At 67.3% G+C, this 23,066-nt stretch carries 21 protein-coding genes and 4 pseudogenes; 9 read left to right on the top strand and 16 right to left on the bottom strand.

Translation table 11 applies throughout. The features are described 5' to 3' along the window. Positions 1–12: 12 nt before the first annotated feature. From hscA to ACFJI0_RS08690, 8 genes are all read right to left on the bottom strand, one after another. Positions 13–1,884, bottom strand: a complete 1,872-nt coding sequence (hscA, locus tag ACFJI0_RS08725; protein WP_382324334.1) for a Fe-S protein assembly chaperone HscA — start codon at positions 1,882–1,884, stop codon at positions 13–15. 31 nt (positions 1,885–1,915) lie between these two features. After that, positions 1,916–2,434 (bottom strand): Fe-S protein assembly co-chaperone HscB, encoded by a 519-nt coding sequence (gene hscB / locus ACFJI0_RS08720; protein ID WP_382325578.1) that lies wholly within the window; start codon positions 2,432–2,434, stop codon positions 1,916–1,918. Positions 2,435–2,498: 64 nt separating this feature from the next. Beyond that, the gene (gene iscA, locus ACFJI0_RS08715) at positions 2,499–2,822 is read right to left on the bottom strand and encodes an iron-sulfur cluster assembly protein IscA (RefSeq protein ID WP_066272849.1); all 324 of its coding nucleotides are present in this window, start codon (positions 2,820–2,822) and stop codon (positions 2,499–2,501) included. 16 nt (positions 2,823–2,838) lie between these two features. Further along, positions 2,839–3,225, bottom strand: a complete 387-nt coding sequence (gene iscU, locus ACFJI0_RS08710; protein WP_382324333.1) for a Fe-S cluster assembly scaffold IscU — start codon at positions 3,223–3,225, stop codon at positions 2,839–2,841. A 13-nt stretch (positions 3,226–3,238) separates the two neighbouring features. Beyond that, positions 3,239–4,456 (bottom strand): IscS subfamily cysteine desulfurase, encoded by a 1,218-nt coding sequence (locus ACFJI0_RS08705; RefSeq protein ID WP_382158559.1) that lies wholly within the window; start codon positions 4,454–4,456, stop codon positions 3,239–3,241. Positions 4,457–4,527: 71 nt separating this feature from the next. Continuing rightward, positions 4,528–5,064, bottom strand: a complete 537-nt coding sequence (iscR, locus tag ACFJI0_RS08700; protein ID WP_066272853.1) for a Fe-S cluster assembly transcriptional regulator IscR — start codon at positions 5,062–5,064, stop codon at positions 4,528–4,530. A 217-nt stretch (positions 5,065–5,281) separates the two neighbouring features. After that, the gene (uvrB, locus tag ACFJI0_RS08695; protein ID WP_382324332.1) at positions 5,282–7,402 is read right to left on the bottom strand and encodes an excinuclease ABC subunit UvrB; all 2,121 of its coding nucleotides are present in this window, start codon (positions 7,400–7,402) and stop codon (positions 5,282–5,284) included. Beyond that, on the bottom strand, positions 7,360–7,731 hold the full coding sequence (locus ACFJI0_RS08690; protein ID WP_382324330.1) for a DUF6172 family protein: 372 nt from the start codon (positions 7,729–7,731) through the stop codon (positions 7,360–7,362). The genes uvrB and ACFJI0_RS08690 overlap by 43 nt, the downstream gene beginning before the upstream one ends. Before the next feature lie 40 nt (positions 7,732–7,771). On the opposite strand from ACFJI0_RS08690, the gene ACFJI0_RS08685 reads away from it, so the two are divergent. Beyond that, the gene (locus ACFJI0_RS08685) at positions 7,772–8,374 is read left to right on the top strand and encodes a 3'-5' exonuclease (RefSeq protein ID WP_382324328.1); all 603 of its coding nucleotides are present in this window, start codon (positions 7,772–7,774) and stop codon (positions 8,372–8,374) included. Positions 8,375–8,377: 3 nt separating this feature from the next. Here the strand turns inward: ACFJI0_RS08685 and ACFJI0_RS08680 are convergent, their stop codons facing one another. After that, positions 8,378–8,590, bottom strand: coding sequence for a DUF3820 family protein (locus ACFJI0_RS08680; protein WP_291118552.1), 213 nt, complete (start codon positions 8,588–8,590; stop codon positions 8,378–8,380). Next, positions 8,587–9,207: an alpha/beta fold hydrolase gene (locus tag ACFJI0_RS08675; RefSeq protein WP_382324326.1), complete on the bottom strand. Its 621-nt coding sequence runs from the start codon at positions 9,205–9,207 to the stop codon at positions 8,587–8,589. Before ACFJI0_RS08675 ends, ACFJI0_RS08680 begins: the two co-directional genes overlap by 4 nt. Before the next feature lie 363 nt (positions 9,208–9,570). Between ACFJI0_RS08675 and ACFJI0_RS08670 the strand changes: the two are divergent. Further along, positions 9,571–11,275: pseudogene (locus tag ACFJI0_RS08670) on the top strand (AMP-binding protein). Here ACFJI0_RS08670 and chrA read toward each other — a convergent pair. Both chrA and ACFJI0_RS08660 read right to left on the bottom strand, forming a co-directional pair. After that, a pseudogene (gene chrA / locus ACFJI0_RS08665) lies at positions 11,276–12,620 on the bottom strand (chromate efflux transporter). Between the two features lie 68 nt (positions 12,621–12,688). After that, a complete protein-coding gene (locus ACFJI0_RS08660; RefSeq protein ID WP_382324324.1) occupies positions 12,689–12,895 on the bottom strand; it encodes a hypothetical protein in 207 nt (68 codons plus the stop codon). Between the two features lie 258 nt (positions 12,896–13,153). Between ACFJI0_RS08660 and ACFJI0_RS08655 the strand changes: the two genes are divergently transcribed. From ACFJI0_RS08655 to ACFJI0_RS08640, 4 genes and pseudogenes are all read left to right on the top strand, one after another. Beyond that, complete coding sequence (locus ACFJI0_RS08655) at positions 13,154–15,238, top strand: PAS domain S-box protein (RefSeq protein WP_382324322.1); 2,085 nt, start codon at positions 13,154–13,156, stop codon at positions 15,236–15,238. A 21-nt stretch (positions 15,239–15,259) separates the two neighbouring features. Then, complete coding sequence (locus ACFJI0_RS08650; RefSeq protein WP_382158573.1) at positions 15,260–15,901, top strand: response regulator; 642 nt, start codon at positions 15,260–15,262, stop codon at positions 15,899–15,901. Between the two features lie 142 nt (positions 15,902–16,043). Then, on the top strand, positions 16,044–16,442 hold the full coding sequence (locus ACFJI0_RS08645; protein WP_382324320.1) for a hypothetical protein: 399 nt from the start codon (positions 16,044–16,046) through the stop codon (positions 16,440–16,442). A 25-nt stretch (positions 16,443–16,467) separates the two neighbouring features. Then, positions 16,468–17,584: pseudogene (locus tag ACFJI0_RS08640) on the top strand (saccharopine dehydrogenase NADP-binding domain-containing protein). A gap of 11 nt (positions 17,585–17,595) precedes the next feature. Here the strand turns inward: ACFJI0_RS08640 and ACFJI0_RS08635 are convergent. Further along, on the bottom strand, positions 17,596–19,140 hold the full coding sequence (locus ACFJI0_RS08635) for a methyl-accepting chemotaxis protein (protein ID WP_382324318.1): 1,545 nt from the start codon (positions 19,138–19,140) through the stop codon (positions 17,596–17,598). A 161-nt stretch (positions 19,141–19,301) separates the two neighbouring features. Here ACFJI0_RS08635 and ACFJI0_RS08630 point away from each other — a divergent pair, with 161 nt between their 5' ends. Together ACFJI0_RS08630 and ACFJI0_RS08625 are read left to right on the top strand one after the other, a co-directional pair. Then, complete coding sequence (locus tag ACFJI0_RS08630; protein ID WP_382324316.1) at positions 19,302–19,553, top strand: hypothetical protein; 252 nt, start codon at positions 19,302–19,304, stop codon at positions 19,551–19,553. A 29-nt stretch (positions 19,554–19,582) separates the two neighbouring features. Further along, positions 19,583–20,211, top strand: a pseudogene (locus ACFJI0_RS08625) (LysE family translocator). A 30-nt stretch (positions 20,212–20,241) separates the two neighbouring features. Here the strand turns inward: ACFJI0_RS08625 and ACFJI0_RS08620 are convergent. Further along, positions 20,242–20,658, bottom strand: a complete 417-nt coding sequence (locus ACFJI0_RS08620) for an NYN domain-containing protein (protein ID WP_382324315.1) — start codon at positions 20,656–20,658, stop codon at positions 20,242–20,244. Positions 20,659–21,101: 443 nt separating this feature from the next. On the opposite strand from ACFJI0_RS08620, the gene ACFJI0_RS08615 reads away from it, so the two are divergent. Continuing rightward, positions 21,102–21,875: a hypothetical protein gene (locus ACFJI0_RS08615; RefSeq protein ID WP_382324313.1), complete on the top strand. Its 774-nt coding sequence runs from the start codon at positions 21,102–21,104 to the stop codon at positions 21,873–21,875. Between the two features lie 75 nt (positions 21,876–21,950). Here ACFJI0_RS08615 and ACFJI0_RS08610 read toward each other — a convergent pair whose 3' ends face one another. Then, positions 21,951–22,124 (bottom strand): hypothetical protein, encoded by a 174-nt coding sequence (locus ACFJI0_RS08610; RefSeq protein ID WP_382324311.1) that lies wholly within the window; start codon positions 22,122–22,124, stop codon positions 21,951–21,953. Positions 22,125–22,322: 198 nt separating this feature from the next. Then, the gene (locus ACFJI0_RS08605; protein ID WP_382324309.1) at positions 22,323–23,015 is read right to left on the bottom strand and encodes a hypothetical protein; all 693 of its coding nucleotides are present in this window, start codon (positions 23,013–23,015) and stop codon (positions 22,323–22,325) included. Positions 23,016–23,066: the final 51 nt, after the last annotated feature.

Raw genomic sequence — 23,066 nt, 5'->3', positions numbered from 1 at the left:
GACGTTGTGTTTTCAGACTTCTTCGAGTTTCTTGCCAGACAGGGCCTGCTGGATGCCCCGGTTCATGCGCAGCGCGGCGAAGGGCTCGGTGGCCTTGGCAAGTTCGGTCGTGGCGTTCTCGATCGCGTTGGCGTCGTCGCCCTGCGCGGTGGCCGCCAGCGCCGCCATGAGGTCGTCGATCTGTTGGCGCTCGGCGGGTTGCAGCAGGTCGGCGTCGGCGGCCAGCGCGGTGCGCGTGGCGGCGATCATGCGGTCGGCGTCCACGCGGGCCTCGACCAGCGCGCGCGCCTGGATGTCCTGTTGCGCGGTGGCGAAGCTGTCCTGCAGCATGGCGGCGATCTGCTCGTCGCTCAGGCCGTAGGCGGGCTTCACGTCCACGCGGGCTTCCACGCCGCTGCCCTGCTCTTTCGCACTCACCGACAGCAGGCCATCGGCGTCCACGGTGAAGGTCACGCGGATGCGCGCGGCGCCGGCCACCATGGGCGGTATGCCGCGCAGCTCGAAGCGCGCGAGGCTGCGGCAGTCGGCCACCAGATCGCGTTCGCCCTGCACCACGTGCAATGCCAATGCGGTCTGGCCGTCCTGGTAGGTCGTGAAGTCCTGCGCCAGCGCGGTGGGGATGGCGCTGTTGCGCGGCACGATGCGCTCGACCAGGCCACCCATGGTCTCGATGCCCAGCGACAGCGGGATCACGTCCAGCAGCAGCAGGTCGCCGTCGCGGCTGTTGCCGGCAAGCGCGTTGGCCTGGATGGCGGCGCCCAGCGCCACCACTTCGTCCGGGTTGAGGTTGGTCAGCGGCTCGGTGCCGAAGAACTCGCCCACCGTGCGGCGGATCACCGGCATGCGGGTCGAACCACCGACCATCACCACACCTTGCACCTCGTCCTTGGCCGTGCCGGCGTCGCGCAACACCTTGCGCACCGCGGTCATCGTGCGCGCGGTGAGCGCGGCGGTGCAGGCCTCGAAATCGCCCGGCGTGACCGCTTGTTCGATGGCCTGGCCCGCCACGCTGGCGCGGAAGGTCTCGCTCGCGGCCGACGACAGCGCCTCTTTCACGCGACGCGCCTCGGCATGCACGGCGGCCCGCTCGGAGGCATTGAGCTCGGCACTCACGCCCTGCTGGGCCAGCACCCAGGCGGCCAGCGCCTGGTCGTAATCGTCACCGCCCAGGGCCGAATCGCCGCCGGTGGCGATCACCTCGAACACGCCCTTGGTCAGGCGCAGGATGGAGATGTCGAAGGTGCCGCCGCCCAGGTCGTAGATGGCGTAGACGCCTTCGGAGCCGTTGTCCAGGCCATAGGCGATCGCGGCGGCGGTGGGCTCGTTGATCAGGCGCAGCACGTTGATGCCCGCGAGCTGGGCCGCGTCCTTGGTGGCCTGGCGCTGCGCATCGTCGAAGTACGCGGGCACGGTGATCACCGCGCCATACAGGTCGTCGTCGAAGCTGTCCTCGGCGCGAAAGCGCAGCGTCGCCAGGATCTCGGCGCTGACTTCCATCGGCGTCTTGCGGCCGGCCACGGTCTCCACCACGGCCATGCCGTCCTGCTCGACCACGGTGTAGGACAGCTTGTCCACGTCGGCCACCTGCGCACGGCGGCGGCCCATGAGGCGCTTGACCGAACTCACGGTGTTCGCCGGGTCCTGCACCTGCGCGGCCAGTGCCTCGAAGCCGATCTGCCGGCCCGAGCCGCCCTGCGCGGGATCGAGGTAACGCACCACGCTAGGCAGGATCACGCGGCCATCGGCCGCCGGCAGGCATTCGGAGACGCCGTGGCGCACAGCGGCCACCAGCGAATGGGTGGTGCCCAGGTCGATGCCCACCGCCACGCGCCGCTGGTGCGGGTCGAGCGACTGGCCGGGTTCGGAGATCTGCAGAAGCGCCATGGGTCAACGGTCATTCATAAGGGGGAACCGGCTATTGTCCCAGCAGATCGAGCCGGTTCTCCACATCGCTGGCAAAGCGCTCAACGAACATAAGGGCTCTGACCTGTTGGGCCAGCGCGGGCCAGTCCCGCAGGTCGTCGGCCGTGGTCTGCAGTTCCTGCAGCATCGCGCGCCGCGCGGTGGCCACGTCGTCGGCCATGCGCTCCAGATCGTCCTGGCCTTGGGCTTCGTCCAGGTCTTCGCGCCACTGCATCTGCTGCATCAGGAAGGCGGCGGGCATGGCGGTGTTGTTCTCGGCCTGGATCGGCGCGCCGTGCAGTTCGCACAGGTAGGCCGCGCGCTTGAGCGGATCCTTCAGGCGCTGGTAGGCCTCGTTGATGCGCACCGACCACTGCATCGCCTGGCGCTGGGTCTGGGCATCGGCGGTGGCGAAGCGGTCCGGATGGGCTTCGCGCTGCAGGTCTTTCCAGCGCGCGTCGAGCGAGGCGCGGTCCACCGCGAAGCGCGGGCTCAGGCCGAAGATCTCGAAGTCGTTCGATTGCAAATTCAGGTTCATCGCGTGAAAAAGCCGCCAGCACTGGACAGCACGGGCGGCTTGGTGGGGGAACGCAGCATCAGATGCGGAAACTTTCGCCGCAGCCGCAACGGTCGCGCTCGTTCGGGTTGTTGAAGCGGAAGCCCTCGTTGAGGCCTTCGCGCACGAAATCGAGCTGCGTGCCGTCGATGTAGGCCAGGGCCTTGGGATCAACCAGCACCTTCACGCCGTTGTCCTCGAACACCACGTCTTCCGGCGCGATCTCGTCGGCGTACTCCAGCTTGTAGGCCATGCCGGAGCAGCCGGTCGTCTTCACGCCCAGGCGCACACCCACGCCCTTGCCGCGTTTGGCGATGTAGCGGTTGACGTGCCTGGCGGCGGCTTCAGAAATCGAGATGGCCATGGGAACGCGGTGCTCCTCAGTTGACGTGTTTCTTGCGGTAGTCGTCCACCGCCGCCTTGATGGCGTCTTCGGCCAGGATCGAGCAGTGGATCTTCACCGGCGGCAGGGCCAGTTCTTCGGCGATCTGGCTGTTCTTGAGCGCGGCGGCCTGGTCGAGCGTCTTGCCCTTGACCCACTCGGTCACCAGCGACGACGAGGCGATCGCCGAGCCGCAGCCGTAGGTCTTGAAGCGCGCGTCCTCGATCACGCCCGTGGTCGGGTTGACCTTGATCTGCAGCTTCATCACGTCGCCGCAGGCAGGGGCCCCCACCATGCCGGTGCCCACCGAGTCGTCGCCCTTTTCGAAGGAGCCGACGTTGCGGGGGTTTTCATAGTGGTCAACAACTTTTTCTGAATAAGCCATGGTGTCTTCTCCTTCAATGCGCTGACCACTGGATGGTGGACAGGTCGATACCGTCTTTGAACATTTCCCACAGCGGGGACAACTCGCGCAGCTTGGCCACGTTTTCCTTGATGGTGGCGATCGCGTAGTCGATTTCTTCTTCGGTCGTCCAGCGGCCGATGGTCATGCGCAGGCTGCTGTGCGCCAGTTCGTCGCTGCGGCCCAGGGCGCGCAGCACGTAGCTGGGCTCCAGGCTGGCCGAGGTGCAGGCCGAGCCCGACGACACCGCCAGACCCTTGATGCCCATGATGAGCGACTCGCCTTCGACGTAGTTGAAGCTCATGTTGAGGTTGTGCGGCACACGGCGCGTTTCATGGCCGTTGATGAACACCTCTTCCACGTCCTTGAGACCCGCGACCATGCGGTCGTGCAGGGCCTTGATGCGCTGGTTCTCTTCGTGCATCTCGGCCTTGGCGATGCGGTAGGCCTCACCCATGCCCACGATCTGGTGGGTGGGCAGCGTGCCCGAGCGCATGCCGCGCTCGTGGCCCCCGCCGTGCATCTGCGCCTCGATGCGGATGCGCGGCTTGCGGCGCACGTAGAGAGCACCGATGCCCTTGGGGCCGTAGGTCTTGTGCGAGGTCAGGCTCATCAGGTCGACGGGCAGCGTCTGGAGGTCGATGTCGACCCGGCCGGTGGCCTGCGCGGCGTCCACGTGGAAGACCACGCCCTTCTCGCGGCAGATCGCGCCCAGGGCCGCGATGTCCTGGATCACGCCGATCTCGTTGTTCACGAACATGACCGAGGCCAGGATGGTGTCGGGGCGGATCGCGGCCTTGAAGGCTTCCAGGTCGACCAGGCCATCGGCCTGCACGTCGAGGTAAGTGACTTCGAAGCCCTGGCGCTCCAGCTCGCGCATGGTGTCGAGCACGGCCTTGTGCTCGGTCTTCACCGTGATGAGGTGCTTGCCCTTGGTCTTGTAGAACTGCGCCGCGCCCTTGAGCGCGAGGTTGTTGGACTCGGTCGCGCCGCTGGTCCAGACGATTTCGCGCGGGTCGGCGTTGATGAGGGCGGCGACCTGCTCGCGCGCGGTCTCCACGGCCTTCTCGGCCTCCCAGCCCCAGGCATGGCTGCGCGACGCCGGGTTGCCGAAATGTTCACGCAGCCAGGGAATCATGGCGTCCACCACCCGCGGATCGCAGGGGTTGGTGGCGCTGTAGTCCATGTAGATGGGGAAGTGCGGAGTGCTCATGGAAGGACGGTTCGTGGGCTTGTCGGTGAAAAGAGGTGGCGGCGGGGTCGAGCGCCCCGGTCAGGCCGGGTTCATTTCGAGAACGCGGCGCCTCCGAGGGCAAAGACCGAGTTGGGGGCGTTCACGCGGATCGGCTTGACCACCGGCGCGCTGGAAATCGCCCGCTTGATCAGGGGTGCGTTCTCCACCACCACGCCCTTGGCGAGCTGCTCGTCCACCAGCGACTGCAGGGACACCGAGTCGAGGAAATCGACCATCTTGGCGTTGAGCTGCGCCCACAGTTCGTGCGTCATGCAGCGGTGGCCTTCGCCCAGGCAGTTTTCCTTGCCGCCGCACTGGGTGGCGTCGATGGGCTCGTCCACGGACACGATGATGTCGGCCACGGTGATGTCGGCCGCCTTGCGGCCCAGCGTGTAGCCGCCGCCGGGGCCACGGGTGGATTCCACCAGTTCGTGGCGGCGCAGCTTGCCGAACAGCTGTTCCAGATAGGACAGCGAAATCTGTTGCCGCTGGCTGATAGCCGCGAGCGTGACGGGACCATTGTTCTGGCGCAGGGCCAGATCGATCATGGCGGTGACCGCGAAGCGGCCTTTGGTCGTGAGGCGCATATTCAAGCTCCTTGAGATGTTGGCTTGACCGTCGTGGCATGGTCCAACGGGTAAGAACCCCCCTGAACCCCTTCTCCACCCACCCCGATCCGTTGCGGATCTGTTATCGAAGGCTTTCCCGACTGTTTTCGTCGAGTATACCTCAAAAGCCTAGTGTTTTGCTCAGCATTTTACTGGTAAACCCTTCCCCCGTTCCCCGGGGGCACCAGTTCGGTGCTCAGGGAATGTTGTCGGTACCCGGGGCACCGAACACCTGGGCCTTGAGGTGGGCGAGTTGGTCGCGCACGCCGGCGGCCTTTTCGAACTCCAGGTTGCGGGCGTGTTCGAGCATGAGCTTTTCCAGCCGCTTGATCTCGCGCGCCACGTCCTTTTCGCTCATCTCCTCGACGCTGGCGCGCTGGGCGCTCTCGGCAGCCAGGCGATCGGCCTCCCGGCCCGCCTTCTCGCTGTAGACCCCGTCGATCAGGTCCTTGATGCGCTTGTTGATGCTGCGCGGCTCGATGCCCATGGCCAGGTTGTGGGCGATCTGCTTGTCGCGCCGGCGCTGGGTCTCGTCCATCGCCCGCTTCATCGAGTCGGTGATGCGGTCGGCGTACAGGATGGCCTTGCCGCCCAGGTTGCGCGCGGCGCGGCCGATGGTCTGGATCAGGCTGCGCTCCGAGCGCAGGAAACCTTCCTTGTCGGCGTCCAGGATGCGCACCAGCGACACCTCGGGAATGTCCAGCCCTTCGCGCAGCAGGTTGATGCCCACCAGCACGTCGAAGGCGCCCAGGCGCAGGTCGCGGATGATCTCCACACGCTCCACGGTATCGACATCGCTGTGCAGATAGCGAACCTTGACGCCGTTTTCCGTCAGGTAGTCGGTGAGCTGCTCGGCCATGCGCTTGGTCAGCGTGGTGATCAGCACGCGTTCGTTTTTCTCGACGCGGATGCGGATCTCCTGCAGCACGTCGTCCACCTGGTGGGTGGCCGGGCGCACCTCCAGCTCCGGGTCCACCAGACCGGTGGGGCGCACCAGTTGCTCCACCACCTGACCGGCGTGGGTTTTCTCGTAGTCGGCCGGCGTGGCGGAGACGAACACCACCTGCCGCATGCGCTGTTCGAACTCCTCCAGCTTGAGCGGGCGGTTGTCCAGCGCGCTGGGCAGGCGGAAACCGTATTCCACCAGTGTGGTCTTGCGAGCGCGGTCGCCGTTGTACATGCCGCCGAACTGGCCCATGAGCACGTGGCTCTCGTCCAGGAACATCACCGCGTCCTTGGGCAGGTAGTCGGTCAGGGTGGACGGCGGCTCGCCCGGGGCGCTGCCCGCGAGGTGGCGCGAGTAGTTCTCGATGCCCTTGCAATGGCCCACCTCGCTGAGCATCTCCACGTCGAAACGGGTGCGCTGCTCCAGCCGCTGGGCCTCCACCAGCTTGCCCTCGCCCACCAGCTGCTTGAGCCGGTCGGCCAGCTCCAGCTTGATGGCCTCTACCGCGTGCAGCACCTGCTCGCGCGGCGTCACGTAGTGGCTGCTGGGGTAGACGGTGAAGCGCGGGATCTTCTGGCGCACCTTGCCGGTGAGCGGGTCGAACAGCTGCAGCGTCTCCACCTCGTCGTCGAACAGCTCGATGCGGATCGCCATTTCCGAGTGCTCGGCGGGAAACACGTCGATGGTGTCGCCGCGCACGCGGAACTTGCCGCGCGAGAAGTCCTGCTCGTTGCGCGCGTACTGCATGCGCACCAGCTGGGCGATCAGGTCGCGCTGGCCGATCTTGTCGCCGGTGCGCAGCGTCATCACCATCTGGTGGTAGCTCTCGGGCTTGCCGATGCCGTAGATGGCCGAGACCGTGGCGACGATCACCACGTCGCGCCGCTCCAGGATGCTCTTGGTGCAGCTGAGCCGCATCTGCTCGATGTGCTCGTTGATCGCGCTGTCCTTCTCGATGAACAGGTCGCGCTGCGGCACATAGGCCTCGGGCTGGTAGTAGTCGTAGTAGCTGACGAAGTACTCCACCGCGTTCTTCGGGAAGAACTCCCGGAACTCGCTGTAGAGCTGCGCGGCCAGCGTCTTGTTGGGCGCGAACACGATCGCCGGGCGGCCCAGCCGCGCGATCACGTTGGCCATGGTGAAGGTCTTGCCCGAGCCGGTCACGCCCAGCAGGGTCTGGAACACCTCGCCGTCGTTCACCCCCTCCACCAGCTGGCGGATGGCCTCGGGCTGGTCACCCGCTGGCGGGTAGGGCAGGAAGAGCTCGAACGGGGAACCGGGAAACGTGAGGAACTCGCCCTCGGGGGGCGCGTCGCTCACCCCTTCAATCAGCGGGTCTTTCGGCGTCGGAGGCAGGGTCGTCTGGGGCATCGGACGATTGTGCCGGATGGTCGCTTTCGGCGCTGGCGCCCGGGGGGCGCGGGCGGCGCACGCCGGGTTTCGGCCAGGATTTCCACGTAGGCCTGCGCCCCACCCTCGCGCGCCACGGCGTCCAGCTGGCCGATCAGGGCGGAGAGGTGCACCACCTCGGCGGTTTCCTTGGTGGCGCCGAGGCGGCAGTCGAAGTCCAGGAAATCGGCACCCTCGGGCAACTCGCGGCGGCGCTCGCGCTTGAGGTATTTGCGGATCTCGTGCTTCACGGCTTCCAGCACGCGATCGCGGTGACGGCCTTCTTGGGTCAGGGGGAAGATTTTTCTCATGGAGGGCGCGATTATGCGCGCCGGGGTATCCTGCCCCGCGATGACCTCCCGAGAACACCACCCCACCCCCAGCAAGGACGAGATCGCCCTGCTCGCCCCGTTCGAGCAGTTGCGGCTCGACCGCATCACATTGGTGAACACCGCCGCCCAGGCCCGAGAGGCCTGCGCCGCCCTGCGCGACCACCGCGCCTGGGGCTTCGACACCGAGTCCAAGCCCACCTTCTTCAAGGACCAGGTGTCCGACGGGCCGCACATCGTGCAGCTCGCCACGATGCAGCACGCCTGGGTGTTCCAGCTGCACGAACCCGACTGCCGCGCCCAGGTGGCCGCGCTGCTGGCCGACGGCGGCCACACCAAGGCCGGCTTCGGCCTGGGCGACGACACCCGGCGCATCGTGGCCAAGCTCGGCGTGGAGCCCGGCGGCGTGCTGGAACTCAACACCGTGTTCCGCGAACGCGGCTACCGCAAGGACATGGGCGTCAAAGGCGCGATCGCGGTGCTGTTCAACCAGCGCTTCATCAAATCCAAGAAGGCGGCCACGTCCAACTGGGCCAACCCGCGGCTGACGGAAGCCCAACTCATCTACGCCGCCAACGACGCCTGGGGCGCCATGCGCGTGCACCACGCGCTGGGTCTGGGCTGAGTTTCAGCGCCGCCGCAATGGCGTGAGCAGCTCGCTCAGCCCGTTGTGGTCGATCTCCCGCATCAGCGCCAGCAGGCGGCCGATCTCGCCGGGCGGAAAGCCTTCGCGCGCGAACCAGTGCAGGTAGTTGCCCGGCAGGTCCGCGATCACGTGGCCCTTGTATTTGCCAAAGGGCATTTCCACGGTGACGAGGCGTTCGAGGTCTTCGGGTTTCATACCAGGGAAGTGGATCGGTCCAGCCAGGCGCGCACGCAGGCGTTGAATTCGGCCGGCTTCTGGCGCATCACCCAGTGGCCGGTGTCCAGCGCGAGCACCTCGCAACCCGGCGCGCGGGTGAGCTGGTCCAGCCAGCGCTCGGAATGGAACATGAAGGGCTTGCGCCGCCCATAGATGAACAGCGCGGGCATGCCCACGCCCAGCAGCTTGTCCACACGGCCCACGCCGCGCAGGCCGCCATGGGCGCCGAACCAGCCCATGGCATACGGGTAGTTCATCTGCCAGCCGATCCGGGACGGTTCGTTGCGGCAGCCGATGGTGCGCGCCATGTAGCGCGTCATGCGGTTCGCCAGCCAGGGCCACCACGGCCCGATCTTCCAGGCCACCGCGAGCCAGATCTGGTAGCCCGCGATCATCCGTTTTTCCTTGCCACTCAAGCCCCTGAGGTAGGCGCCCGAGCTGGTGTCGCCGATGTCCACGCCCACCACGCGGGCGACCCGGTCCGGGTGGCGCGCGGCGAACTCGTAGCCGAAGAAACAGCCCCAATCGTGCACCAGCAGCGTGACCGACTGGTGCGGGCTGACCGCGTCGACGATCTTGCGGATCAGGCCGGTCATGGCGTCCACCGACGCCGCCCTGGGGCGGTTCTGCCAGGTCGTAGCCCGGCAGGCAGAAGCGCACACAGCGGTAGCCCTCGCGCAAGGCCACCACGGTGCTGTCCCACAGGGCCGGGGTGTCGGGCCAGCCGTGCAGCATCACCACCGTGTGCGGGCCCTCGCCTTCCACCACCACATCCACGTCATCGATCTGCAAAGCTTCCTTCATGAGCGAGAGCCTCCGGCGGTTGGGTGATGAATGGGCAGCGCGCATCGTACTGGAATGGAACACATGGCGTCAGGGAAATCCCGGGCGTGCGGGCGGCGCGGCGGGCGTTCATGATGGCCGGCGAACCTTTGCACCCCCGCACCGCCGAGACCGACATGAACCCAGCATCCGCCCCCACCTCTTCCTACGCCCAGGGCCCGCAGAGCCCGGCCCTGCACGACATCACCATCGGCGAGGCGCTGGCCCGCGCCGCCCACCAGTGGGGCGAGCGCGAAGCCCTGGTGATCCCGCACCAGAACGTGCGCTGGAGCTGGCGCGAGCTGCTGCAACGCAGCGACGCCGTGGCCGCCGGCCTGCTCGCGCTGGACCTGCAACCCGGCGACCGCGTGGGCATCTGGGCACCCAACTGCGCCGAATGGACGCTGATGCAGTTCGCCACCGCGCGCGCCGGCCTGATCCTGGTCAACATCAACCCCGCCTACCGCGCCAGCGAACTGGCCTACGCGCTCAACAAGGTCTCGTGCAAGGCCCTGGTGCTCGCGCCCGCGCTCAAGACCAGCAACTACATCGAGATCCTGCGCAGCCTCGCCCCCGAGCTCGACGCCGCCGCCCCCGGCCAGCTCCATGCCCAGGCCCTGCCGCACCTGCGCTGGGCGATCCGGCTCGGCCAGGAAAAAACCGCGGGCATGCTCAATTTCGACGACCTGCCCGCGAAAGCCGGCGACGCCCAGCGCGAGCAACTCGCGGCCATCGGCCCCCGGCTCGCGCCCACCGACCCGATCAACATCCAGTTCACCTCGGGCACCACTGGCTTCCCCAAAGGTGCCACGCTGACCCACCGCAACATCCTGAACAACGGCTTCTTCGTCGGCGAGGCCATCCGCCTCACGCCGGAAGACCGCCTGTGCATCCCCGTGCCGCTGTACCACTGCTTCGGCATGGTCATGGGCAACCTCGCCTGCGTCACGCACGGCTGCGCCATGGTCTACCCCTCCGAGGCCTTCGACCCCGCCGCCGTGCTGCAGGCCGTGCAGGCCGAGCGCTGCACCGCGCTCTATGGCGTGCCCACCATGTTCATCGCCGTGCTCGACCACCCGCAGTTCGGCGCCACCAACCTCTCCAGCCTGCGCACCGGCATCATGGCCGGCTCGCCCTGCCCCATCGAGGTCATGAAGCGCGTGCAATCGCTGATGAACATGCGCGAAGTCACCATCGCCTACGGCATGACGGAAACCTCCCCCGGTCTCCACCCAGAGCGCGGTGGACGACCCGGTGGACCGCCGCGTGTCCACCGTGGGACGGGTACAGCCCCACCTGGAGGTGCAGATCGTCGACACCGACAACCGCGCCGTGGCGCGCGGCCTGGTGGGCGAACTCTGCACGCGCGGCTACTCGGTGATGCAGGGCTACTGGGACGACGCCGAAAAAACCCGCGAAGCGATCGACCCCGAGGGCTGGATGCACACCGGCGACCTCGCCACCATGGACGCCGAGGGCTACGTCAACATCGTCGGCCGCCTGAAAGACATGGTGATCCGCGGCGGCGAGAACGTGTACCCGCGCGAGATCGAGGAGTTCTACTACCGCCACCCCAAGGTGCAGGACGTGCAGGTGGTCGGCGTGCCCGACCCGCGCTTTGGCGAGGTGCTCTGTGCCTGCGTGGTGCTCAAGGCCGGCGAGAAGGCCACGGTGCAGGAACTGCAGGACTTCGCGCGCGGCCAGATCGCCCACTACAAGGTGCCGGCCTACATCGAGTTCGTCGACGCCTTCCCCATGACCATCACCGGCAAGATCCAGAAGTTCCTGCTGCGCGAGGCCATGGTCAAGAAACTCGGCCTCAAGGCGGCAGCAACGGCCTGACTAGCGCAGCAGGGTCAGCGCCAGCCCGGCCAAGGCGCACACCCCCAGCAGCGGCATCACGCCCCACTTGAGGCGGAACAGCGCCACCAGCGCCAGCAGCGTGATGACCGCCGAAGCAAGGTCGAACGGCCCGCCGAAGCCCTTGGGCCACCACACGTGGTACGCGAAGAACAGCGCGAGGTTGAGGATCACCCCCACCACGGCGGCGGTGATGGCCGAGAGCGGCGCGGTGAAGCCCAGCCTGCCGTGCGTGGCCTCCACCAGCGGGCCACCCGCCAGGATGAACACGAACGACGGCAGGAAGGTGAAGAAGGTCACCACCGTCGCCGCGAGCGCCGCGCCGAGGAACAGCGCGTCCGGCCCCAGCACGGACTTTGTCCATCCACCGACAAACCCCACGAAGGCCACCACCATGATGAGCGGGCCGGGCGTGGTCTCGCCCAGCGCCAGGCCGTCGATCATCTGAGCGCCGGTGAGCCACTGGTGCGTGTCCACCGCGCCCTGGTACACGTAGGGCAGCACCGCGTAGGCCCCGCCAAAGGTGAGCAGCGCCGCCTTGGTGAAGAACCAGGCCATCCGGGCCAGCGTGCCCTCCCAACCCTGCGTCGCCACCAGCGCGGCCATGCCCAGCAGCCACAGCGCCAGCCCCGCGCCCAGGACGTTCGCCAGATGGCGTTTCGAGAAACGCGCGTGCGCCGGCGTGGGCGTGTGGTCGTCGATCAAGGCCGGCCCATGGCCCGCCGCCTGGGCACCATCGCCACCGCCCAGCGCGAAGACCTGGGGCCAACGCCGCGCGCCGAAGTGGCCGATCAGGCCGGCGGCCAGCACGATGGCGGGGAACGGTGTGTCGAACCCGAAGATGCGCCACGAAGGCGGCGGCGGCGATGCCCCACATCCAGGGGTTGCGCAACGCGCGCGTGCCGATGCGGTGCGCCGCGTGCAACACCAGCGCCGTCACGGCCGGCTTGATGCCGTAGAAAATGCCCGCCACCACCGGCACGTCGCCAAAGCGCAGGTACACCCAGGACAGGCCGATCAGGATGAACAGGGAGGGCAGCACGAACAGCGCGCCGGCCACGATGCCGCCCCAGGTGCGGTGCATCAGCCAGCCGATGTAGGTGGCGAGCTGCTGCGCCTCGGGGCCGGGCAGCAGCATGCAGTAGTTCAGCGCGTGCAGGAAGCGGCGTTCGCTGATCCAGCGGCGGCGCTCCACCAGCTCGGTGTGCATGATCGCGATCTGCCCGGCCGGCCCGCCGAAGCTGATGAAACCCAGCTTGAGCCAGAAGCGCAGGGCCTCGCCAAAGCCGACGGCGGCGGGGGGTTCGGGGGTGGCGGGTTCGGGCATGGGAACTGGGGTGAAGCAACCGCCCGCAATGTAGCCCATCCCCTTGAAACCGCGGTGACGGACCGCCTCTATTTCGCCAGCATCCACGCCACCGTCTGGCCCACCACCTCGGCCTCGATGCCGTTGAAGCCGTGGTGGCTCTGCGTCCGGCTCCTGGGGCGCGACCAGGCGATGACGGCCTGAACATCGACCACATGGTCAGCTAGCTGGCGAAACCCGCTCAGGTACGGAGGGCGCTGCTTCTCCGAAGGCGCGTCCACCACCGCGACCGTCACGCCCTGCTGCGCAAACAGGGCGCGAGATCGCACCAGGGAGTTGCCGCCACCCCAACCACCCGCTCGACCACCTGCGCATGCAAATCTGTGTGCCACAGAACAGCGCCAATGATCAACAAGGGGATGCGCATGAAGGGCCTCGTGCAAGTGAAGTCATATTCGCCACGGACAGGCCCGTTGTCGAGTGATATTTCACACGAAAGACCTCGCAAGCTCTGATACGCTGGCAGGGCGCCACCCAAAAGAAGAGGGAGCCCCTTGACGACCGCTGCACCCCGCGACCGAGTTCTGACCTGGATACTGCCGCTGCTGCCCGCGGTGGTGGCCTTGGTGTTGCTGGTTCTCTCGCTGCTGCTGGCCGAGATCATCGTGGCCAAGGAACTGGAACAGCGCGCGGGCACCCGTGTCGAGCAATCCGCCCAGCTGTACGCGGACCAGATTTCGCGCTCGCTGGCCCGCCGCACCGTCGAACTCCAGCTGCTCGGCGAAATGGCCCGGGCCGACATCCACACCGACACCTGGCGCGATCAGATACAGCGCCTGAAGATCAGCACCAACAGCTACGTGTGGATCGGTGTGACCAATGAGCACGGCGAAGTGGAAGTGGCCAGCGATCGCCTGCTCGAAGGCACTTCGATCGCCCATCGCGGGGTGTTCACCAACGGCCGGGACGGCCTGTGGTTCGGCAGCCTGCATCCGCCGGTGGCGCTGCGCGACCCCCTGAGCAAACGGGGTCTGCAGGTGCCGGAAGAGCTCGCCGACATCGCCATGCCCGTCTACGACACCCAGGGGCTGACCCGTGGGGTGATCGCCGCGCACCTCGACGCCCGCTTCTTCGACCAGTTGCGCCAGCAGGTGCTGGGGCCGCCAGAGGTCCGCCGGTCCCTGAACCTGGCCCTGGTCGACGCCGACGGGCGCGTGCTGATCGGGGAGCGGCCGACGGTGACCGACAGCGAATGGAACGTTCTGCTGACCGGCCCTGAAGAAGACGCCCACACCGTGCAGGACGACAAAGGCAGGCACTACCTCCTCTCGCACGTCGCCATTCAGCCCCGGGACTCGGAACTGCGCACCCCATGGCAGGTGGTCGGCTACCAGCCGCTGAGCGCCGCGGTCGAGCCCGTGCGCCAGCTCGAGCGCAGCCTGCTGACCTGGGGCGGCATCACCACGCTGCTGCTGGGCCTGGCCGGTTTCGCGATCTCGCGCCACCTGGCGCGGCCTTACAGCCAGTCCGAGCAGCACCTGCGCGAACAGGGCGAGGTGCTGAGCGCGGTGATCAACTCCGCGAGCGATGCGGTGATCAGCGTGGATCTGCAGGGGCGCATCAGCCTCTTCAACCCCGCCGCCGCCCGCATCTTCGGCCACCCCGAGAGCAGCATGATCGGGCAGCCACTGGACGTCCTGCTGCCGGAGATGCAACGCGCCCAGCACCTCGGCCACCTGCAGCGTTTTGCGGAATCCCACACCACCACACGCCCCATGGGTGTGGGGCGCGTGACCGGCCTGCGGGCCGACGGCCAGACGCTGAATCTCGAAGCCTCGATCTCGCAGATCACCGTGCGCGGCAACAAGGTGCTCACCGCCATCCTGCGCGACGTGACCGAGCGCGTGCGCGCCGAGCGCGCCGTGGCGCAGTACCAGCTCGAGCTCTCCGAACTCACGCGCCGCCTGCTGCATCAGGAAAAACAGACCACGCGCCGGCTGGCCCAGATCCTGCACGACCAGCTCGGACAGACGCTGGGCGCGATCCGGCTGTCGTTCGACGCGCTCACGGGCATGATCCCGCTCGGCCTGCCCGACAAGGCCAAAGAGCGCGCCTTCAAGCTGGGCAACATGATCGACACCGCCAACACCGAGGTGCGCCAGGTGCTGGTGGAGCTGCGTCCACCGCTGCTGGATGAACTCGGCCTGCAGGCGGCGCTGGAAAACGAGGTGCACACGCGCACCCCCGATGCCGAGCCGGTGGCGCTGCTGCTGAAAATCTCGCCCACCGCAAGCGACGTGCGCTGGCCCGCCGACGTGGAATACGCCGCCTTCATGGTGGCCCGGGAAGCCCTGGCCAACGCCGTGATGCACGCCAACGCGAGCCAGGTGGTGGTGCGTGTCGATGGCGAAGCCGAGTGGTTGCACCTTCAGGTGACCGACGATGGCAAAGGCCTGACGCCCAAGATGGCCGCTGGCCGGCCCGGGCACCTCGGCATCGTGGGCATGCGCGAACGCGCGCTGGCCATCGGTGCGCGCATGGAAGCCAAGGGCCTGCCCAAAGGCGGCACCGTCATCTCTCTCACCTGGGGAACCCCACCGGCCATCCCCCCCGGAGAACCGTCACCCGCAAGACCCTGATTGCGCCACCTTGAGACTGCCATGAGCGACATATACCTGGTAGACGACCACGCGATGATGAGGGACGGCCTGCGCGCGGTGCTCGAAGGCGCCGGGCACCACGTGGTCGGCGAATCGGATCAGCCCACCCCCGCGCTCGCGGACATCGTGCGCCTGGTGCCCACCGTGCTGCTGCTCGACCTGCACCTGTCCCACCGCTCCGGCTTCGAACTGCTCGAACAGCTGCAGCGGCGCAAACTCAGCACCCGCACCATCCTGCTGACCATGTCGGCCCAGCCCAGGCACGTGGCCGAAGCGATGCGCCTGGGCGCCTTCGGCTACGTGCTCAAGGGCTCGCCTTCGCGGGACGTGATCGACGCGGTGGCGGCGGTGAGCGAGGGCCGCAAGTACCTGGGCATCGGCGTGGCCGAACTGGCGGTCGAAGGGCTCATGGGCGACGCCCCGCCCAGCAGCATCGAATCGCTCTCGGCGCGCGAACAGCAGGTCATCCTGCTCGTGGTGCGCGGCCTGACCAGCGTGGCCATCGGCGAACAGCTGCACCTCTCGCCCAAGACGGTCGAGTCCTACCGCAGCCGGCTCATGGCCAAGCTCGGCGTGAGCGACCTGCCCGCGCTCGTGCGCCTGGCCATCCGCGAAGGCCTGATCAGCGCCGAAGACGACTGAGGACTTTCGCACAGGCGCCCTGGGCTTGCGGGTGATTCCGCCCCGCACCGTCCAGTTTTCCCCGCAGGCACGCGCCCCCGATGCGCTGCACAGTCTCTGCATGGCGGCGCGGCTTCTCGCGTCCAGCCGACAGGAGCCTGAGATGACCGTTTCCCTCCCCGCGCCGCTCGACACCCAGCCCCTGCAGGTGCTGGTGGTCTGCCCGCGTGGCGAATACCTGGACACGGTGCGGGGCCTCGTCGGCGACTGGGTGCGCAGCACCCAGATCTACTGGACGGTTGACCCCGTCGCCGCCCTGCGGCGCGCGCAGCAATCGCCCCCGGCCCTGGCGGTCCTGGACGCCCGCATCGACCGCGCCAGCGGCTGCATGCTCAGCCGCGAACTCGCGCTCGCCCACACCGACTTCGACGTGTTGAGCTTCGACGACCCCGGCGCCAACTGCGTGCAGTGCCAGCCCAGCACCTGGCACTGGTCCGAACTGCCCCGCGCCATCGGCTGGTGGGTGCAACGCCACCTGGTGCTCGCGCCCCCGGCCCACTGAACCTGCGCCCGCACTAGACTCCGGTATGCACAGCGGCTACCGGGTGTTGGTGACAGGGGGATACGGCTTCTTCGGCAGCCGCCTCGTCGAGCGCCTGGCGCGGCTTGAAGGCCTGAGCATCGTGGTCGCTGGCCGGCACGCGGCCTCCGCGCAAGCCCTGGTTCAAACGCTCCAGGCCTCCGCCGCCGCGGAGCTTCATGCCGCGGCGCTGGACGTCCATACCCCCTCTCTCGAACAGACCCTGGCGCAGTGGACCCCGGATGTGGTGGTGCACACCTCGGGCCCCTTCCAGGGCCAGAACCACCACGTGGCCGAGACCTGCATCCGCCACGGCACGCACTACATCGATCTGGCCGACGGCCGTGACTTCGTCGCCGGCATCGGCGCCCTGGACGCCTCGGCCAAAGCGGCCGGTGTGCTGGTGCTCAGCGGCGCCAGCTCCGTCCCCGCGCTGTCGGCTGCGGCCGCGGACCACCTCAGCCGAGGCATGGCGCTGGTGCGCTCCATCGACATCGGCATCAGCCCGGGCAACCGCACCGAGCGTGGGCTCTCCACCGTGCAAGGCATCCTGAGCTATTGCGGGCAAACCATCGCGCACGCCGACGGCCGCAGCGAACTCGGCTGGGGGCGGTCGTACCGCCATCGGTATGGCGCACCGGTCGGGGCGCGGCTGCTCTCACCCTGTGAGGTGCCCGACCTGAGCCTCCTCCCCGCGCGCTACCCGGGCGCACCCACGGTGCGGTTCGGCGCGGGCCTGGAACTGGCCTTCCTGCACCGGGGCATGAACCTCATGGCGCTGGCCCGGCGCCTGGGCCTGGTGCGCGACTGGTCGGCCCACGCCAGGCTGCTCACCCGCGCGGCGGACCTGTTCAAGACCTGGGGCAGCGATGCCGGGGCCATGCACGTGCGGGCCAAAGGGGTGGACCACCGCGACCAACCCATCGCGCGCACCTGGGAACTGATCGCTACCGAGGGCCACGGGCCCTGTGCCCACCCTCGCGGCCTGGGCCCTGGTGAAGAAACTGGCGGCCGGCGAGCCCTTGCCGAGCGGCGCCCGGCCGTGCACCGGCCTGCTGTCCCTGGAGGACTTTGATGAAGCCGCCACCGGCCTGCGCATCACCACGCGGGTCGAGGAGGCATGACGGCGCCGGTTTCAGCGGAACACGCTCACCGCCTCCACCAGCCGCTTCGTCTGCTGCTGCAGGCTTTGTGAGGCGGCGGCACCCTGCTCCACCAGGGCCGAGTTCTGCTGCGTCACCTGGTCGAGGTGGCCCACGGCCTGGCTCACCTGCTGGATGCCGCCGCTCTGCTCGATCGTGGCCGCGCTGATCTCGCTGATGAGGTCCGACACGCGCTGCACCTGCTGCACGATCTCGTCCATCGTCTTGCCCGCGTCGTCCACCAGTCGCGTGCCGGCCTCCACCTTGCCCGCGCTGGCGCCGATCAGCTGCTTGATTTCCTTGGCCGCCTCGGCGCTGCGCTGCGCCAGGCTGCGCACCTCACCGGCCACCACCGCGAAGCCCCGACCCTGCTCACCGGCCCGAGCGGCTTCCACCGCCGCGTTCAACGCCAGGATGTTGGTCTGGAAGGCGATGCCGTCGATCACGCCGATGATGTCGCTGATCTTGCGCGAGCTCTCGGTGATCTCGCTCATGGTGTGCACCACCTGGGACACCGCATGGCCGCCGCGCGAAGCCGCGTCGCTGGCCGTGCCCGAGAGCTGGTTGGCCTGGCTGGAGGTCTCGGCGTTCTGGCGCACGGTGGCGGTCATCTGCTCCATGGACGCCGCCGTCTGCTGCAGGCTGGACGCCGCCTGCTCGGTGCGCTGGCTCAGGTCGTTGTTGCCCTGGGCGATCTCCGTCACCGCCGTCTGCACCGTCAGCACCTGCTGGCTCACGTCGTCGATCAACCAGCGGAACATCAGGCCCAGCTGGCTGATGGTGCGCATGGTCATGCCGATTTCGTCCACCCGGTCCATATGCGCCACCTTGTGGGTGTCGCCCGTGGCCACGCGCAGGGCCTGCTCGCGCAGGTACTCCAGCGGGCCGGCCAGCTGTGATTCGAGGAACCAGCCCGCCAGGCCCACGCCCACGGCGGACAGGCCGGCGAACTGCGCCCACTCCATGCCATGCAGCCCCAGCGCCCAGGCGCCGCCAGCAAGAGCGGCCAGCAACACCGCCAGCGGCAGGCGGATGCGGCTGCGCACGCCCATGGTCTTGAACACGGTCGTCAGCCCCATCAGCCCGGTGCGCAGCAGCAGGCCCTTGTGCAGCTTCAGGTGGCGGGCGCGGCCCTCGCGCATGTCGGCGTAGAGCCGCTCGGCGCCGGCAATCTCTTCGCGGCTGGCCTTGGTGCGCACCGACATGTAGCCCACGGTCTGGCCGTTGCGGATCACCGGCGTGGCGTTGGCCCGCACCCAGTAATGGTCACCGTTCTTGCGGCGGTTCTTCACCAGGGCCGTCCAGGGCTCACCGCCCTTGAGCGTGGCCCACATGTCGGCGAACGCCTCCTTGGGCATGTCCGGGTGCCGCACCAGGTTGTGCGGCTGGCGCTGGATCTCCTCCAGCGTGAAACCGCTCACGTCCACGAACGCTGCGTTGGCGTAGGTGATGTGGCTCTGGGTGTCGGTGGTCGACATCAGCGTGGCATTGTCGGGGAACTCGTATTCACGCTGGGTAACGGGAGAGTTGACGCGCATGGCGGATACCTTGAATGTGTGGACAGATGTCTGCTGTATCGACGCCCCCGGGGCCGTCTTGTGTGGGGAAACCATGTCTTTTTTGCTCACCCCGGCCCGCCCGCTTGCGCTAAGCTCCCGTTCATCGGCCCCCCAAAGCCAGCCAGCCCAAGGAGACACCCATGAGCCCATCGAGCTTGCGCACGGTCCTGGTGTTCAGCGCGGAAGACCAGGCCTGGATCCGCCGCACCCCCATCACCGTGCCCGCCTTCTGGCAAGGCCACTCGGTGCAACCGGCCCAGGGCGACCTGGTCCGCCTGGGTGGCCGGCAATTCCTCATCCGTGGCCGCGTGTGGGAACACGACGGCGAAGGCCCCATCCTCAAGCTCTACATGGGCGACGCCCACGCCCAGAGCGACACCACCCTCGGCTAAACCACGCTCGGACCAACCGGAACGCTTCCATGCCCATCGAACTCTGGCTCGCCTTCGTCGCCGCATCGGCCGTCATGCTGATCATTCCCGGCCCGACCATCCTCACCGTCATCAGCTACTCCATGGCCCACGGCCGGCGCGCCAACGTGCCGCTGGTGGCGGCCGTGGCGCTGGGCGACTCCACCGCGCTGGCGGTCTCGCTGCTCGGCCTGGGCGCGCTGCTCGCCACCTCGGCCTTCTGGTTCACCCTCATCAAATGGGCCGGCGGCCTGTACCTCATCTACCTGGGCGTCAAGCTGCTGCGCGCGGGCATCTCGTCCACCGAACTGGCCGCCCCACCCGCGCCGCAATCGCGCTGGCGCCTGTTCGCCAACACCTACCTGGTGACCGCGCTCAACCCCAAAGGCATCGTGTTCTTCGTGGCCTTCCTGCCCCAGTTCATCAGCCCCTCGGTGCCGGTGGCCCCGCAGCTGTGGGTGCTGGCCGATCACCTTCGTGGTGCTGGCCAGCGCTCAACGCCACGCTGTACGCCGTGTTCGCGGCCTCGGCGCGCCGGGTGCTCACCTCGCCGCGCGCGCAGCGGCGCTTTCACCTCGCGGGCGGCTCGCTGCTGACGGCGGCGGGCGTGTGGGCCCTGATGGCCCGGCGCGCGGCCTGAATCAACGAACGAACGAACGAGCGGGCAGGCTCAGGCCGCGATGGCGATCGACTCCGTGTAGATGAAGCTGTTGCACGCCGCCACGAAGGCCCGCGGCGTCTGGCGCGCGCCAAAGCCGTAAACGCGCAGACCCTCGCGCCGCAGGCAGAAGGCCAGTGGTGTGAGGTCGCTGTCCGACGACGCGAGGCACACCCCGTCGAACTGGCCCGTGTTCGCCAGCGACATCGCGTCCAGGCTGAGCACGATGTCGGCGGCGTTCTTGCCCATGGCGTAGGGAAAGAGTTGCACCGGCTCGATCGCGTTGTGCAGCAGCACGTTCTTGCAGCGGCTCATGCCCGGCCGGGACCAGTCCGCATACGCGCGCTTGACCGCCAGCACGCCATAACTCGCGGCGCGCAGCAGGATGGGACGGGTGAGTGTGTAGGAGACGTTTTCCGCGTCAAACAAGACGGCGAGTCTCTGTTGCTTGTGCTGCAGCCGGGGCATGTGGTGGCTTCCCTGTTCGTTGGTGAACAGCCGCCGCCCTGGATAAGGGCGGCGGCCTGAACGGGGTGAGAACCGGGATCCACGGAAAACCGGTAGGCCTCGCGGCCTCCCGTCCAGGCCGCCAAAAAAACATCGGTCTGGATCGACAGAGGCCGCATTCCTTGTCGGTATTTACGGCCTCTGCCGTGGATATACAGGTTCTCACACCCGGCTCACCTTTTTCGTGAGCGGAAAAGACTTTATGCCAATCCCCGCAGGTGCAGCGGACTGTTTCATTGTCAGATCAGCTGCAACTGGACGTTCGACGAGCGGTCCGCAGCAAGCCCTTTCTTCCGGGCCGCAGACCAGGACATACGCCTGCGCAGCAACGCAAGACTCCTTCGAACACAGGCCGCCTGCATAGAATGGCCGCCATCGGCCACACCCCGGAGAACCTTTCTCCTTTCTACCCCTTCTCTACCATGCGCCTGCTTCGTGCCCTGCTGATCGCGGCCCTTTTCGCCACCTCCTTCGTGGCCCGCGCGGCCGACACCTTTCCGGTGCGCAGCGTCGCCCTCGTTCCCGCTGCCGATCCCATCGAGTACACGCTCACCAGCCGCACAGCCGCCGTCTTCATCTTCCCGATAGCCTCTGCGGGCGCATGGGCCGACTCACGCGACAAGACCCGCGCTTTCACCGCCCTCACGAAGTCTCGCCAGCCCGCTTACGGGGCCTACCTCAGCAAGCTGGTGGCCGACCGGCTGCGCGCGGCGGGCTACCAGGTTCGGCTGATCGAGCCTGAACACCGCGACCCGGCCGACCCGGATGGGGTGGACCTCGAAGCCCTGGTGTTCGATGAAGACATCGGCATGCAACTGCAGTTCGACACCATGGGCTTCTTCTCCGACATGGGGACCATGGGCTTCGCGCCCAAGGTCAACGTCGACGCGCACTCCTTTCTGCGCAGCGGTGCCGAAAACCCGTTCAGCACCACGATCTACTACGGGGTGGATGCCCGACCCAACAAGGACTGGGCGATCATGGCCCCCGACACCGCGAACATCCCCTCGTTCGAGGTCTTGATGGGCGAGCCCGAGCGTGTCGACGCGGTCTACCGCGGCGCCTTGAACCTGCTGGCCGAACGCATCGCCACCCAGTTCATGGCGTCCTCCCCGCTCAAGGCCGCTGCAGCGCCCTGACACAGGCACGCCGATTGCGCCCTGCGGCCTCCGTTTCCAGGACATGCCTGCCACAGCGGACGAGCGTGTTCGGTTTCATTCGAGCAACAGCGCAATGCCGAAGACGATGGCAGCCAAACCGGCGATACAGAAAACAATCGCCATCAGTTGCGCGAGCGATGAGCCTTGAATCAGCGCTCGGGTTCTAGCGTAGTGCTCCGCCTGCTCGGACAGATCTGGAGCACCCGGTCCGAACACCCTCTCCGCCACTTCACGTCTCGTCAACTGGCGAGTGACAAGTGACCCGAGAGCATCCCATCCAACCCATGGGAGGGAAGCGCCGAGCACGATCCAAAACCACCCCATAAACGTTCTCCACGAATGCCTGCTTATGGCAGAAAAGAGCCATCGTTGCCCCGCAGGAACGGCCTAAAAAAGCCTGTCGCCGACCAACCACTGCCATCGGAATCACTTCGCGCACTGCCTGAGTTTCTCAATCACCGCCGCGCCGCCCGTCCATTGAATGCCCATCAGCGTTTTCCCATCCAACGACAGTTTGAAGCTCTGTTGATCGCGCATGCCATCGAGCGCCGCAGCCAGCCCGGGCACAGCGAACATCACCGTGCCCACCTCCCTGGACTCCCTGTAATTGAATACCTGAAGGGTCTGGGCAGGTTCGTCGTCTTGCTGAAGGGTGATTCTCAATTTCTCGACTTTCTGGGGTTTGGGCAGCCCTGCACCCTGAAAAATCAGCCATGCATCGGTCTTGGGCTTCTGGAACCCCACGATGGTCACGACGCCACCTTCGTCGAGCTTGTATTTGGAAAACACCGCCGCGCACAGGTTGCCCTCGGGCGTGGCTTTCGTCTCCACATGCCATAGGCCTTTGGCATGCGCCCGCCGTTTTTCCTGTTGCTCTTTTTCCTGCTCCGCCAGTCCTTTTTGCAAGGCGCGGCTTTCCTCCAGCGTGAGGCCTTGAGCGGGAGGCCCCTTCGGCCCGAGGGAATCCACGTAGTCTCTTTGCTGACGGATCCAGTCGTCCATGCTGTATTGGTACGGCGGACTGCAGCCATTCCCGTTGAACTGCATACCAATCGGGCAAGCCGTTGCGGTGAGCGGCAACGAAAGTGCAAGGAAAAACAGGATCGCTGGTGTTTTCATGGGGTGTTCTCCCGCATCGGCAAGCTGGTGAAGTGCTGACTGCTCTGGCGC

The sequence above is a fragment of the Hydrogenophaga sp. UC242_53 genome, assembly GCF_042696965.1.
Taxonomy (GTDB): Bacteria; Pseudomonadota; Gammaproteobacteria; order Burkholderiales; family Burkholderiaceae_C; genus Hydrogenophaga.
Note: the sequence above shows the minus strand (reverse complement) of the source record. Positions and strands in the feature narration are given on the sequence as shown.